This window comes from Hoeflea sp. (assembly GCF_039975035.1).
GTDB lineage: Bacteria > Pseudomonadota > Alphaproteobacteria > Rhizobiales > Rhizobiaceae > Hoeflea.
Genome location: NZ_JBDWHW010000064.1, coordinates 1 through 14,296, shown reverse-complemented (window position 1 = coordinate 14,296; position 14,296 = coordinate 1). Strand labels below are relative to the sequence as shown.

Annotated in this window: 11 protein-coding genes; 5 read left to right on the top strand and 6 right to left on the bottom strand. The window is 60.0% G+C overall.

What is annotated here, in order from left to right; genetic code table 11:
- Positions 1-478, top strand: a 478-nt coding sequence (locus tag ABJN75_RS04905) for a TRAP transporter large permease subunit (protein WP_348437421.1), incomplete at its 5' end; no start/stop codon positions are given.
- 12 nt (positions 479-490) lie between these two features.
- Here ABJN75_RS04905 and ABJN75_RS04900 read toward each other — a convergent pair.
- Positions 491-1,081 (bottom strand): urea carboxylase-associated family protein, encoded by a 591-nt coding sequence (locus tag ABJN75_RS04900; protein ID WP_348437419.1) that lies wholly within the window; start codon positions 1,079-1,081, stop codon positions 491-493.
- 1 nt (position 1,082) lies between these two features.
- The gene (gntA, locus tag ABJN75_RS04895; protein WP_348437417.1) at positions 1,083-1,742 is read right to left on the bottom strand and encodes a guanitoxin biosynthesis heme-dependent pre-guanitoxin N-hydroxylase GntA; all 660 of its coding nucleotides are present in this window, start codon (positions 1,740-1,742) and stop codon (positions 1,083-1,085) included.
- Positions 1,743-1,896: 154 nt separating this feature from the next.
- Between gntA and ABJN75_RS04890 the strand changes: the two genes are divergently transcribed.
- Together ABJN75_RS04890 and ABJN75_RS04885 are read left to right on the top strand one after the other, a co-directional pair.
- Positions 1,897-2,097 carry a hypothetical protein gene (locus ABJN75_RS04890; RefSeq protein WP_348437415.1) on the top strand — a complete coding sequence of 67 codons (201 nt, stop codon included), beginning with the start codon at positions 1,897-1,899 and terminating at the stop codon, positions 2,095-2,097.
- An 81-nt stretch (positions 2,098-2,178) separates the two neighbouring features.
- Positions 2,179-3,261 carry an endonuclease/exonuclease/phosphatase family protein gene (locus ABJN75_RS04885; protein WP_348437413.1) on the top strand — a complete coding sequence of 361 codons (1,083 nt, stop codon included), beginning with the start codon at positions 2,179-2,181 and terminating at the stop codon, positions 3,259-3,261.
- An 83-nt stretch (positions 3,262-3,344) separates the two neighbouring features.
- On the opposite strand, the gene ABJN75_RS04880 is transcribed toward ABJN75_RS04885, so the two are convergent.
- From ABJN75_RS04880 to ABJN75_RS04870, 3 genes are all read right to left on the bottom strand, one after another.
- The gene (locus tag ABJN75_RS04880) at positions 3,345-4,820 is read right to left on the bottom strand and encodes an NAD-dependent succinate-semialdehyde dehydrogenase (protein WP_348437411.1); all 1,476 of its coding nucleotides are present in this window, start codon (positions 4,818-4,820) and stop codon (positions 3,345-3,347) included.
- Positions 4,820-6,115, bottom strand: coding sequence for a 4-aminobutyrate--2-oxoglutarate transaminase (locus tag ABJN75_RS04875; RefSeq protein WP_348437409.1), 1,296 nt, complete (start codon positions 6,113-6,115; stop codon positions 4,820-4,822). Before ABJN75_RS04875 ends, ABJN75_RS04880 begins: the two co-directional genes overlap by 1 nt.
- Before the next feature lie 308 nt (positions 6,116-6,423).
- The gene (locus tag ABJN75_RS04870; protein WP_348437407.1) at positions 6,424-8,850 is read right to left on the bottom strand and encodes a glycoside hydrolase family 2 protein; all 2,427 of its coding nucleotides are present in this window, start codon (positions 8,848-8,850) and stop codon (positions 6,424-6,426) included.
- Between the two features lie 228 nt (positions 8,851-9,078).
- Between ABJN75_RS04870 and ABJN75_RS04865 the strand changes: the two genes are divergently transcribed.
- Both ABJN75_RS04865 and ABJN75_RS04860 read left to right on the top strand, forming a co-directional pair.
- Positions 9,079-9,801 (top strand): GntR family transcriptional regulator, encoded by a 723-nt coding sequence (locus tag ABJN75_RS04865; protein WP_348437405.1) that lies wholly within the window; start codon positions 9,079-9,081, stop codon positions 9,799-9,801.
- Positions 9,802-10,046: 245 nt separating this feature from the next.
- Positions 10,047-10,985, top strand: coding sequence for a dihydrodipicolinate synthase family protein (locus ABJN75_RS04860; protein WP_348437403.1), 939 nt, complete (start codon positions 10,047-10,049; stop codon positions 10,983-10,985).
- A 192-nt stretch (positions 10,986-11,177) separates the two neighbouring features.
- Here ABJN75_RS04860 and ABJN75_RS04855 read toward each other — a convergent pair.
- Positions 11,178-14,296 (bottom strand): autotransporter outer membrane beta-barrel domain-containing protein (locus ABJN75_RS04855; RefSeq protein WP_348437401.1); only part of this gene is annotated, 3,119 nt, incomplete at its 5' end.

Genomic DNA, 14,296 nt, shown 5'->3' with positions numbered 1-14,296 from the left:
TTCAACCCTGACCATGACGGCGATGATTTTCGCCACCATTCTTGCCGCCGGCATGTTTTCGCTGGTCTTCATCGGGCTCGGCGGCGAAGAGCGGGTAGCCCATATCCTTGCCAACATGCCCGGCGGTCCAGCAGGCGCCCTGTTGTTCTGCATGGCTTTTGTCTTCGTGCTTGGCTTCTTCCTCGATTTCGTCGAAATCTCGGTGATCGTGCTGCCGTTGATCGCACCGCCGCTGATCATGATGGGGCACGACCCGATCTGGCTCGGCGTGCTGCTGGCGATCAATCTGCAGACCAGCTTCCTCACCCCACCCTTCGGTTTCTCACTGTTTTATCTGCGCGGTGCAGCGCCGCCCGAAGTTACCACCGGCCAGATTTACGCCGGTGTGGTGCCGTTCATCGGGCTGCAGATCGTCGGCATTTCGCTGGTCTGGCTGCTGCCGCAACTGGCAACCTGGTTGCCGGGCGTGATTTTCTAGAACCGAACATGCTCAGGCTGCATCCTCGATCCGATAATCAATCGGCTTGTAGCGGAAATTGTTCGATTGTCCGGCGGAGCAAGCGGTCATGGCGATGACCAGATCCATCTCGGCGCGAAACACGGTTTTCTGCCCCGGCTTGCTCTTGGGCGGTAGCACCTTGATCTCGCCGGTTTCGCTGTCGACCGCCACATGCATGAACACATTGAATGCAATCGGGATCGCGTCCGGACCGATGCCGTAGCGCGCAAGCGCGTTTTCCAGATTGCCCTGGCAACCGTGATGCGGATCGGTGTCACCATAGATGATGCGAAACGTGTCGCGCGAGCACGGCGTCAGGCTGAAATCATGCCGTCCCACTTCGTCCTCCACAATGCTCAGCATCGGGTTCGACCGGTTCGAGTAGAGAATATCCCCGGTGGTCAGGAAGATGCGTCCGGCATAATCGATCGACCGCCCGGAGGACAGATACTCGCGCATGTCGGCCGCACTGAAGGCCACCAGGTCGGAAACCTGCTCGCCTTCCGGGTCGACAACGCTCAGAAATTGTCCCTTTTTCAATTCAAACGCCGTGCCGCTGCGGGGTGGAATCCGGTGGGTCATCTCAGGCAACTTCCTTGTGTGCGAAGGGGCATTTCCATTCGGCATCCACCGCCCGGCCGCTGTATTGGCGCGCCTCCGAGGCATCGCCGTGGTCGTTGAGCATCGGGTTGATGGAGCCTGCCAGCGCCGCATCGCGCTTGCGGATGATCTCTTTCATCTTGTCGAAACGGCCGTCGGCGCGCAGTTTTTCGAACTGCAGATGCGAGTTGAACACCAGCGTCGGTTTTTCAAACCGCCGCGCCGGGCGAGACGCATGGGGATGCAGTCCGATGACGAAGAATGGTTCTCCGCCGATGCTCAGCGAGAAATGCGGCGATTCAGGATCATGATCGACGGCGTCGCTCCATGCATTGCCGCTGACCACATCGAGGTTGTGCAGCGACTGCAGCCTGTTCCACAGCGCCTTCTCGAAGGCTTCTTCATCAAGCTCGCCGGGGCCATCGAAAATGACCACGAAGGACCGTACGATCGGGCTTTGATGATCGAGATCATCGCTGAACTCGCGCAGTGCCCGGTGGATTTCGACATCGCTGACCGGGCTGTCGATCTGGCCGGCTTCGAGCACCGAAAGCGCGTCGCGTGCCAAGGCGGATTTGGCGCCGACGCAGGGGAATTCGGCGCTCTGGATGAATTGCTGAAATGACTTGGATATGTCGGCCATCGGTACTTCTCTCACTCTCCAAGAGCCTCAACAGGCGGGGTGCGGGTTAAACGACCATAGCGGAGGGAAGTTCCCGACCGATATAACCATGGGTCGCGGAACCAGCCGCGGCATGCTGCGTTAATGAGCACATCAAGAGACCGGAGAGTGCGCAATGGACGAGCCCATGTTCGAAATCGAAAACTGGCGCGGCGGTTGGTATTACAAGTTCGGCAGCCGCTACACTGGCCCGTTCCATCGCCACGCTGACGCCATTGCGGCGGCGACCAGAGATCTGGCGACACCGGATGCGTGTCAGCGCATTCCGCTGCGCGCCTCGCTGGCCAGAGAACCTGCGTTTTCGGACTTGGGCTGACCCACGACAGTTGAACAATAACCGATCCGGTGCTTTGGTTGGAGCCCCGACAGACCGCCAGCTGCCTGATGGAGTAAGCACGTGATACCGGTAATCCTCGCAGTTCTGGCTTCGCTCTGCCTGCTTGCCAGCTTGATCCCACTATTGCCATTTGCGCACGGCATGGTGCGATCCTTCGATTTTGGTCGCCTGCAGGCAATCGGGGTTGCAGCACTGATCATTGTCACAGCACTTGTTCTTGGGGAGGCCACACCCACTATCCTCGCTGCTGTTGCCATGGCCAGCATCGCCATTGCCATCCAGCTTGTCTATGTACTGCGCTTTACGCCAATCTGGCGCAGTCAAACCGCGCGGTTCTCGGGCGATATCGGCTCGGCAGCGACGATCTCGGTGCTGGCCTGCAACGTCAAGCAAGGCAATCGGGATTATCAGCGCGTGGTCGATCTGGTGCGTGAGATCAAACCAGACATTGCTGTCTTCATGGAAACCGACAGTGCCTGGGCCGAGGCGCTAAAACCCTGCCTCGCGGAGTTTTACGAAACGGTTGAGCAACCGCAGGAAGACAGTTTTGGCATCATCCTGGCCAGCCGCTACAAGCTGCGAGACAATGGCGTGCGGTTCCTGCTGAACGAGGAAGTGCCGAGCATTTCCTGCGTCGTCGAATTGCCAGGTGGCCGTGAGGTGCGGATCATCGCGCTTCACCCCGAACCGCCATTGCCGCTGCGCGACACGCTCGGTCGTGATGCCGAAATCCTGCTGGTGGCGGAGGAGGCGCGTGACGAGCCATTGCCGCTGATTGTCACCGGTGATCTCAATGACGTCGCCTGGTCGCGCACCACGCGTCGGTTCCTGCGGATTTCCGGACTGCTCGATCCGCGTCAGGGACGCGGTTTGTTCAACTCATTTGATGCGCGATACTGGTTCCTGCGCTGGCCACTCGATCACATTTTCCACTCGCGTGATTTTGAGCTTTTGACCATTGAACGGCAGCCTTTTGTCGGCTCTGACCATTTTCCGATGTACTACTGCCTGGCCCTGACTGATCGTGACCGCAACGAGGCACCGCCGGAACCAACAGGTAACGACATCGCAGAAGCCGATGAGGCGGTCAAAGTTGAGAGCAGCCGCAACCGGCCGCCGGCCGGCAGTGATTGGGAAAGCTGAATTCGGAGCGGCGCCCAACCGGGGGGGTATGGCTGGTTGACCGGGCCGGGCGAAAATTCACCAGCCCCGGTCAATGATCTGGTTCAGATGCCGCCGAGGCAGACATATTTCATTTCGAGGTAGTCGTCACAGCCGTATTTCGAGCCTTCGCGGCCCTGGCCGGATTGCTTGACGCCGCCGAACGGGGCCACCTCGGTGGAGATCAGGCCGGTGTTGACGCCGACCATGCCATATTCCAGCGCCTCGGCCACCCGCCAGACCTTGGACAGGTCATTGGCGTAGAAATAGGAGGCCAGACCGAAGATCGTGTCATTGGCCTGCTCGATTACGTCGTCCACACTGTCGAATTTGAACAGCGGCGCCACCGGTCCGAAGGTTTCTTCGCCGGCCACTTTCATGTCACGGGTCACGCCGGTCAGAATGGTCGGCTCGAAGAAGGTGCCGCCAAGACTGTGGCGCTTGCCGCCGGTGATCACCTTGGCGCCCTTGTCGGTCGCGTCGGCGATGTGGTCCATCACCTTCTCGACCGCATCCTCGCTGATCAGCGGGCCGGTGGTCACGCCGTCGCCAAAACCGTCGCCGATCTTCATCTTGGAGACCGCCGCGGCGAGCTTTTCGGCAAACGCGTCATAGACGCCCGCCTGTACATAGATGCGGTTGGCGCAGACGCAGGTCTGGCCGTTGTTGCGATACTTGGAGATCATCGCGCCCTCGACGGCGGCATCGAGATCGGCGTCGTCGAACACGATGAACGGCGCGTTGCCGCCCAGTTCCATCGAGGTTTTCTTGATCTGGTCAGCCGACTGCCGCATCAGGATGCGGCCCACTTCGGTCGAGCCGGTGAAGGTGATCTTGCGCACCTTGTCGTTGGAGCAGAACTCCTGGCCGATCGCAGCACTTGATTTGGACGTCACAACGCTGAGGATGCCCTTGGGAACGCCCGCTTCCACGGCGAGCTTCGCCATTGCCAAAGCCGACAGCGGCGTTTCGCCGGCGGGCTTTGAAATGAAGGCGCAGCCGACGGCCAGCGCCGGGCCGAGCTTTCGGGCGATCATCGCATTGGGGAAGTTCCACGGCGTGATCGAGGCGACAACACCGACCGGCTGCTTCATGACGATGATCCGCTTGTCGGGCTGGTGGCCGGGAATGACATCGCCGTAGACCCGCTTGGCCTCTTCCGCGAACCATTCGATGAAGCTTGCGCCATAGAGGATCTCGCCCTTGGCTTCGGCCAGCGGCTTGCCCATCTCGGCGGTCAGGATCGCTCCCAGATCGTCGGCATTGGCCACCATCAGGTCAAACAGCTTGCGCAGCACGGCGCTGCGGTCCTTGCCGGTCTTTTTGGCCCAGTCCTTCTGCGCCACGTAGGCGGCATCGATCGCGGTCCTGGTTTCCTCGACGCCGAGATCCGGCAGCGAGGTGATGACCTCCCCGGTGGAGGGATTGAGCACGTCAAAGGTCTTGCCGCCGGGGGCAGTCTTGACCCATTCGCCGCCAACCAGAGCGGCGCTCACCACGAGGTCGGGATTTTTCAGCATGTCTGCGAGTTTGCTGGTCATTATGCTTTGGCTCCGATTTCCGAATGAACTTCACGAATGGACGCTTCAAGAAGGTCCAGTGCTTCCTGGAACACCGGATCCTGAATGGTCACGGGTGAAAGGAAGCGGATGACATTGGCGTAAACGCCACATGTGAGGAGAATGAGGCCCTTATCCAGCGCCCTGGCTTTCACAGCATTGGTAAAGTCGGGGCACGGCTTGCCGGTTTTGACATCGTTGAATTCGATGGCGTTCATGAAACCGGGGCCGCGAATGTCGACGATCTCCGGCACATCCTCACGGATCGCCTGCAGGCGCTGCTTGAGCCGGTTGCCCAGTTGCATGGCGCGCTCGCACAGGCCTTCTTCCTCGATAACGTCGAGCACGGCATGGGCTGCGGCGATGCCGATCGGGTTGCCGCCATAGGTGCCGCCCAGTCCACCCGGATTGGCGGCATCCATGATGCTGGCCCGTCCGGTGACGGCGGCCAGCGGAAAGCCGCCGGCCAGGCCCTTGGCCATGGTGGTAAGGTCAGGCGCGACACCATGGTGTTCCATCGCGAACATCTTGCCGGTGCGGGCAAACCCGGTCTGGATTTCATCGGCGATCAGCAGGATGCCGTGGGCGTCGCAGACCTCGCGCAACCGCTTGAAGAACCCGGCAGGCACTTCGTAGAAGCCCCCTTCGCCCTGCACCGGCTCCAGAATGATCGCCGCGACACGGCCCGGATCGACATCAGCCTTGAACAGGGTTTCGAGCGCTGCCATCGACTGCTCGGCAGAGACGCCATGCAGCGCTGCCGGAAACGGGACGTGATAGACATCGCCCGGCATCGCACCGAAACCCGCCTTGTAGGGAAACACCTTGCCGGTCAGCGCCATGCCCATGAAGGTGCGGCCGTGAAACGCGCCGGAGAACGACACCACCGCCTCGCGTCCGGTCGCGACGCGCGCGATCTTGATGGCGTTTTCCACGGCTTCCGCGCCGGTGGTCACGAACACGGTCTTCTTGTCGAAATCGCCGGGGACCAGCTTGTTCAGGCGTTCGGCCAGATGAACATAGTTTTCGTACGGCACCACCTGGTGGCAGGTATGGGTGAAGCGGTCGAGCTGCGCCTTGACGGCTTCGATCACCTTGGGGTGGCGGTGGCCGGTATTGACCACCGCGATTCCAGCGGCGAAATCGATGTAGCGATTGCCTTCGACGTCCCAGATTTCGGAGTTTTCGGCGCGGTCGGCATAGATCTGCGTCATCATGCCGACGCCGCGCGCAATGGCGTCGGATTTTCGGGATTGAATGGCGGCGTTTGTGTCCATTTTCGCGACTTTCTTCATGTTTTGCAGGCCCGGCCTGCCAAATGGCAAGCGGCTGCGCCCGATTCAGCCGGGTTGGCCGGTTTTCCGCCTGATTCAGCCGGTTATTCCGCCTCCGGGGGAATGTTATTCCGATGCCGGTATATCGGTTAAATGGCGTGTCGCAAAGCGGACTGAAGCGCGGCAAGTCGACCCATTATGTCACATCGCCGGTTATCCCCAGATGTCGGTCCGGCGAACGCCGCGGGGACGGCTTCAGGCTGCGAATTTACGCCAAAACGCAAGTTTCGGACCGGCACAAAAAACCGGGCTCAGCTCTCGAGATGGCGGATCCTGTCATCACCGCTGATTCCACCACGTGCGCGGCTGCGGGTGAGGACCTTGGGAACGCCCGGCAGCAGCGTGAACCCGTTGTCCGACCAGACATCCGATCCGCCATGATCATAGGTGACATAGACCGCGGGGATATCGCTGGTCAGCGTCACGCTGTCACCGGTTTCGGCAACCTGGATTTGAGGTCGGACGAAACGATACTGCTTTGGCCGGCGCAAAAGATAATCGTTTTCGCCGGTGTGTTTTCCCCCGCCGTCCCGCCAATCGAAATGCAGGAACTCGTCAGCGGCAAATTCGCCAACCGGCAGGCGGGCGATTTCGACGGCGCGTTCGGTCGGGCACAGACAGGACCAGCTTCCGCATTCGGTGACAGGGCCCCCGGTTGAAACGCGGCGGCCCGCCACGGCAAGTGTGACGGGCTGGTCGGTGTCATTGATCGCCCAGAGCACGATGTCGGCGGTGCCGGGGTCGGGTTGTGCTGTCACCAGCACGGGGGCCTGGAACCTGCGGGCCATGTAGTGAATGAGTTTCCAGCCGCCGCCATATTCCAGCGATGCCCAGCTTGCCACCGGCCAGGTGTCGTTAAGCTGCCAGTACAGGGTGCCCATGCAACGCGGTTTGGATGACCGCCAGAACTCGATTGCCGTCTTCATCGCCAGCGACTGACTGACCTGGCTGAGCCAGGTCATGTCCTCGAACCGTTCGGGAAAGCGGAAATAGCGCGCCAGCGTTTCAACAATGCGGCTGTTGCCGCCGTGATTGCGCTGATGCACGTCCATGACGCTTGAAGAGACGTTGCGATCGTCCGCTTCGGTAAAAATCGCGATGACCCGGTTGGATGGAAACGACTGAAACCCGAACTCCGAACAAAACCGCGGCCGGACGCTGCGATAGTGCTCGAAATCCTTCGATGAATGCCACACATCCCAGAAATGCATGTCGCCCGAGCTGTCATCATGCCAGCCGTCGCCGAAATCGAGCGGTCCGACCGATGGCGAGGACGGCCAGAAGGCGATATCGGGCCTCTCTTCTGCCACCGCCTCCTCAAGGGCGGCGTTGAGGCGCGCATAGACAGCGAGATAGCGGTCGCGGTTGGCACGGCTTTCTGGATACCAGGTCAGCGCCCCGATCACCTCGTTGTCACCGCACCACAGCGCCATGCAGGGGTGCGCCGACAGCCGCCGGATCTGCTGACGGACCTCACGCCTGACACTGTCGAGCCAGGCGTGGTCATGGGCCGGATAAAGGCTGCAGGAAAACATGAAGTCCTGCCAGACCATCAACCCGAGTTCCGAGCACAGCTCGTAAAACCAGTCCGGCTCATATTGCCCGCCGCCCCAGACCCGGATCATGTTCATATTGGCCTCGACCGCGGAGGTCAGGCGGTCGCGGACCACCTCCCGGGTGGCGCGGGCCGGAAGCGCGTCGGCTGGAATCCAGTTCGCGCCACGCATGAAAATCTCGCGGCCATTGATTTTGAACGCAAACCGGGCGCCAATCTCGTCCGGATCGGTGACAAGCTCGACCGTTCGCAGGCCGATGCGGCGCGTGACCAGATCATCGCCGAACTGCACCGTGAGGTCGTACATCGTCTGCGGGCCATGGCCAGCCGGCCACCAGAGTTGGGGATCATCGATCGCCAGCGAAAGCCGCGTGGTGCCCCGCCCGGGCCAGACCTGAACGGTCTGTTTGTCCGACTGCCCGCCACAGAGCGCCGCGGTCTTGATCCCGCCTGCAGTAAAGGCTGTGTAATGCAGGTCGATTTCAAGCGTGACCTTGCCGTTCTGGTGAAGCTGCCGGATCATGATGTCGTCGATCCGCGCCGCCTGAACCCGGCGCAGCGTCACCGGTCCGCACAATCCCAGCGGCGACAGCGCGATGTTCCAGTCCCAGCCGGCGTCGCAATGGGTCTTGCGCAGGAAATTGTAATGCGGGATGCGGTTGTTGTCCTTCGTATAGGGAACCGGATAAGCCGATACTGCGGCCCGGGCCGCGGCTTCGGATGAGTTGGACAGGAAGTGGACTTCCAGACAGTTCTCGCCCGGAACCAGCGCTTCACTCACCTCGAAATCATGGCGCAGAAACCGGTTGTCGACGCGTCCCAACACTTGGTCGTTCAGGCGGATGTCGGCCACACAGTCGATGCCGTCAAAGGACAGCGTCCAGTATCCGTCGGGGGTGTCGGCAAGGTCGAACCGTTTGGTCGCAGTCCATTCGCTTTCATGGACCCAGTCAAGCGAGACCTCGGTGTCACGCCAGTAGGGATCGGTGATGATGCCCGCGGCGAGCAGGGCGGAATGAATGTCGCTCGGCACCTGCAGGGCAACGCTGTGCCCGCCGTTCGTCACGGTCCATCCTTGCGACAGCTCAAGCGGGGGTGCGATTGTCTCTGGCTGAAGTGTCATGCGCGGCTGCCTCCCCGGCTGATCGGTGATCCCGACTGTTAATGCCATTTTCACGTGCAATGAGAAACACATTTGCGGCGGTTTTCCGGGCGGTCCCCGACCTGACGCAGCACGGGGAGGGGCATTGCATTCCGCTTTGCCTGGTCAAGCCGCGCCCGGTGATGAATTGTGTTTGAAGGTGCGGGCCTGTAGTGCTCGTCAGTGTTGCGCGATTTTTTGGAGAGGCCCATGAGCGTGGATGAGCAGATGCCGACATCTCTTGCCGGGATAAAGCGCAAGCGCGGCAAAGGCGTCGGCGCGGTGTACGAAACGCTCAAGCACGAGATCCTGGATCTGACGCTCGAGCCCGGCAGCCCGATAGACGAGGTCAAGCTTGCAGAGCGGTTCGGCATCTCGCGCACGCCCATCCGCGAGGCCATGGTCAAGCTGGCGGGAGAAGGGCTGGTTGTCACTCTGCCCAACCGGTTCACCATCGTGGCTCCGATCGATTTTCCCAATCTGTCGCAATTCTTCGACGCGCTGTCCTTGATGTACCGCGTTACCACGAGGCTGGCCGCCGCCAACCGGACGCCGGAGGAACTTGTTGAGATCCGGCAGCTTCAGGACAGTTACACAAAGGCAGTGGAGGCGAGGGATGTTGCCCGGATGATCGAGGTCAACCGCAATTTCCATGCCCGGATCGCCTGCGCCGGAAGGAACCGCTATTACACGGAGCTGTTCGAGCGGCTGCTTGATGAGGGCAGGCGGTTGCTGCGGCTCTATTATTCCTCTTTCAATGACGAGCTTCCGAGAGGCTATCTTCAGGAGCACGAGGACATGGTAACGGCGATCGAACGACAGGATGTCGAGGCCGCAGACCTTATAGCCAAAATCCACGCCGGACAGATTGTGCGCCAGATCCAAGCCTATATTGCCCAGGATCGTCGCGTGAACGCTGATATCGATCTCTGACCTGACGGCAGGACGACCGACGAAAATCTGCATCGCCCCTCGCTGATTGCGGCATGCCTCTGGTGTCGAATCCGTGAAAATATTTAATGTCGACAAACAAAATACAATCGAATATTAGTTGGAACGGCATCAGGGAAAGTGGGCATTGGCGGCGGCAAGCCTGTTCGGTATAGCCGGTCTGGCTTCCCGCCGCCCGTGATCATAAGCTTGTTGAGACCGGTTCATTGACTGAAAAGGACAATCCGATGGACGACACAATTTTCAAAGGGTGCATTCCCGCCCTCATGACCCCCTGCAAGCCTGACCGGACGCCGGATTTTGACGCGCTGGTGCGCAAGGCGCGCGAACTGGTTGATGCCGGGATGTCCGGCGTGGTCTATTGCGGCTCGATGGGAGACTGGCCATTGCTCACCGATGCGCAGCGCATGGAGGGCGTCGCCCGTCTGGTCCAGGCCGGCGTACCCACGGTGGTTGGAACCGGTGCGATCAACAGCGCTTCGGCGGTGGCCCATGCCGCCCACGCTGCCGAAGTCGGGGCGCAAGGGCTGATGGTGATTCCGCGAGTGCTCTCGCGGGGGACTTCAGTGGCTGCACAGACCGCGCATTTCAAGGCGATCCTGTCGGCGGCGCCGGATCTGCCCTCGGTGATCTACAACAGCCCTTATTATGGCTTTGCGACCCGTGCCGACCTGTTCTTTGCGCTGCGAAAAGATCATCCCAATCTGATCGGTTTCAAGGAATTCGGCGGCGCCCAGGACCTGCGCTATGCCGCCGAGCACATCACCTCGGCAGACGACAGCGTGACCTTGATGGTCGGTGTCGACACCAATGTTTTCCATGGTTTCGTCAATTGCGGCGCCACTGGCGCGATCACGGGTATCGGTAATGCCTTGCCGAGCGAAGTTCTTCGTCTCGTCTCGCTGTGCAAAAAGGCAGCGACGGGCGACGCCAAGGCGCGGCTGCAGGCCAAGCAACTTGATGAGGCCCTGGCTGTCCTGTCTTCATTCGACGAGGGCGCCGACCTGGTGCTCTATTACAAGCATCTGATGGTTCTCAACGGCGACGAGGAATACAAGCTGCATTTTTACGAGACCGACAGGCTTTCGGATTCACAAAAATGCTACGCGGAAAACCAGTATCAACTGTTCAAGACCTGGTATGCGGAATGGAACGCACAGGTCTGACAGTATCCGCCACAATCCTTCGGCCCGAGATCCTGACCGGGATTTCCGGCCGAACTTGTCATGCAATCAGTCTGAAGCAGTCATTGGCGCCTGCCTTTGCGCATCCGACCGGATGCGCAAAGGCAGCTGTATTATTTTGAAATGATGCATGTAGGTTATCGTTCGAACGAATACGATCGAACGCCAAACGCATTAGAAGCGCCACCGGATCTTCCCCTTGATGGATTGCGATGTAATCGACTTGCCGAATGCGCCATCGTAGCGGACATCGAGCCCCAATCCCTCCTGACCGAAGAATTTCAATCCGGCGGAAATTTCTCCGAGATAGCGATCGTGTTCGAAAACCTGCGTGACCGGGCTGGCTATTCCCGAAAACCGCACCTGGGTTGTCGTGGTGTTGTCCGGCGTATACCGAACTCCGCCATAGCCATAGGTCCGGACGCTCAGCCTCGGACTCAGCGCAAAACTCCTGCCAAATTCCATGCCGACGGCGACCGACATTTGGAAATCATCTGCCGGAAGTACACTGAGATTGTAGCTGCCAGCCCCGGTCTCGGTGTATCCGTTGGTGTGTGTGTAGTTGAAATCCATATCTGCAAGCGGTTTGGCGAACCAGTCTTCGATCTCGAAAAGATAGCCGGCGCGAAGGCGGCCGTGGATCCAGCTGCTTTGCGTGCTGGACACGGCTTGCACACCCGGGCTCAGCGGTATCGCCCTGACCATGTCCTGCCAACTGTGCCCCACCGTGATTGAGCCGCCGAGAAGAAGATTGCCCTTCTGATATTTCGCGACCATCCCGGCCTGCGCCAGCTTCGCCTCAGATGCGGCGAGGTAGGAAATGGAATCCAGTATCCCGTACCCGGCGGCGATCCCGAGCCTCCAGTTTTCACTAAGTTCGCGCTGCGCGCCGACGCTAAGGTTGAACAGCCGTTCGTCGCGTGCAACGGAATTGGAACTGGCCTGATGCTCGGTCCACCGGTAACCGGCTTCACTCCAGTCGCATTCGGTCTCGGCGATTGCCGCATAGGCGCCGTTCGCCACGCCGCAACTGAACACCGAGCCGGTAAAATGCGTTGCACCTGAGCGAAGGCTGGCCGCCTGCTTGGCTGAATGGGCATCGGAATAGGAACCAAGTAGATGACTGAGTTCGCCGAGCGTGGTTGCGTTGGCGAGAGCGAGCAGATCGGCATCGGTGTCTGCAATTCCGCTTGCCAGTCTGGCATTTAACGTTCTCGCAACCGCAGCCTCATTGCTGCCCAGCCCGTCGGCTTCAAAGTCAATGTTTTCAACTGTCAGGTTGACGACATGATCGCCAGCGCTCGATTGGGCTTGTGACACCGAATACATGACGACCGGCATTTCGGCAGCCTTCGCTGAAAAAGACAAATCAGCGGTTTTCGGTGTTGACAGGATCTGCACTTGGCTTTGCGATCCGAAGGAGAGTATGTGCGGCGCGATTACGCCCTCGACAACCGCGCCGTGGGACGCGCGGAGGTGATCGGATGTCCCCAGGTCCAAGTTCAGATCCACGGCATAGATCGCCGTGTCGGAACTTTCATACCTGCCGCTAAGCTGTGTGTTCAGGATTTCTGCCGCCCCGCCTGGAGACAATGTTCCGGCATTGTCGAGAAGGCCGAGATGGACGCCATAGAATGTCTCGTTGGACCGGTAGGTGCCAAGGTTGATGCTGTCGCCTGATTGCAGAGTTCCCGCACTGGCGTTCGAAAGGTAGCCTGCCGACGTGCCGCTCACCTTGGCTGGCGGCAAAGGCGAGGGCAGGGGCAACAGGTATTCCCGGTCTGCGGTGACATCGATATCACCGCTTATGGTGCCCTCATTGGTGATATGGACAAATTGGTTTGAGCGGATGGCGAACCCGTCGCTTGAAGAAATCAGTCCCGAGTTCGATATCCTGGCCATTGTGCGCAGCCCGGTCGTGGTGTCGTCGATCACGACGGCGTCGCCTCTGCCGCCCATGGAGAGAACTCGACCGCCCTTGCCGATGGTGATGGTGATATCACCGCTCTTGTCGCCGGCCGCAGCAGCAACAATGGCATTGACGTCTGATCCAAGCGTCTGAATTGTTCCGTTGGCGGTGATGTCGATGTTTCCCGGCGTTTCCGAACCATGGGTAATTACGTGAATGCCGTCGGCAAAGTTACCTTCGGTCGACAATATGCCATTCTGGACAATGGTGACGTCGCCGCCGGTGCCTGCAGTGTTATGATTGTGAACGCTTAGCTTGCCATCTGATTTCTGGATGAACCCGCCGGTGCCGCCTGTGCTCTGCGCGAGAATACCGACGGCGCCGTCTCCGGTGGTACGGATCAATGAATCGGCGGTCTGTGTCACCGCAACCTTGCCGCCGCTGCCGCCCCCATCGTGCTTGTTAAGGCCGGCATCGCGGTGTGCATTGGCGGTTTCGTCAATGATCGCGGTCGCCGCCTGAACCAGGCCGCCACCGCCGCCGATCGATTGCGCAACAATCCCGATGGCGCCAATCCCCGATGTGGTGATGGAGCCGGATTGACTGATGCTCACCTGATCGGCGCCATTGTGGCTGCTGGACGAGGTGTCGAGTTCACTAGCAAGGGTGACGTATGTTGCAGAATCGGCGTTGTCTATGGTGGCGAGACCACCGCCGCCGCCGATGCTTTGTGCGATCACCCCGGCAGCAAAATTGCCTGAGGTCGAAATGTTGCCGCCGCTCTTGACGGTGACCCTTCCTCCCTTGCCCGCTGACAGGAAGCCTCCAACGACAACGTCACCCTTCCTGGTGTTCAGGTCGTTGCTTTTGAGAAATTGTCCGCGCAAGTTTTCTGAAGACAACACGGCCCCACCGCCGCCACCGAGGCTCTGGGCAATGATGCCACTCGCAAACAATCCGCTGGTCGAAATGTCGCTGGCGGTTGCGACCGAGACGGTCGAGCCATTTCCGATTGTTTGTTTGCCGCCGATACGCCCGGTCTTGAGGAATGTTACATGGTCCGCTGCAGCGGCTACACCGCCTCCGCCACCGATGCTTTGGGCCAGAATTGCTGCCGCACTATCGCCATAGGTGGTCAGGGGCTGATAGTGATGGGTTACCTTGACTGTCCCGCCATTGCCGCCATCACCGCCATTGCCGCCCAGCGCGAGTTCCAGAGATTTCAGATGCGCCAGCGAAAAACCTGCACCCGAATCATTGACCGGCTTCTTGGAAGATCCGGTCAGGAAGATGGAATCGGCATGTCCGCCGGCACCACCGCCACCGCCGATGCTCTGTGCCAGAATTCCCACGCCCACGTCGCCTTCCGTGGTGACGGGGGGGG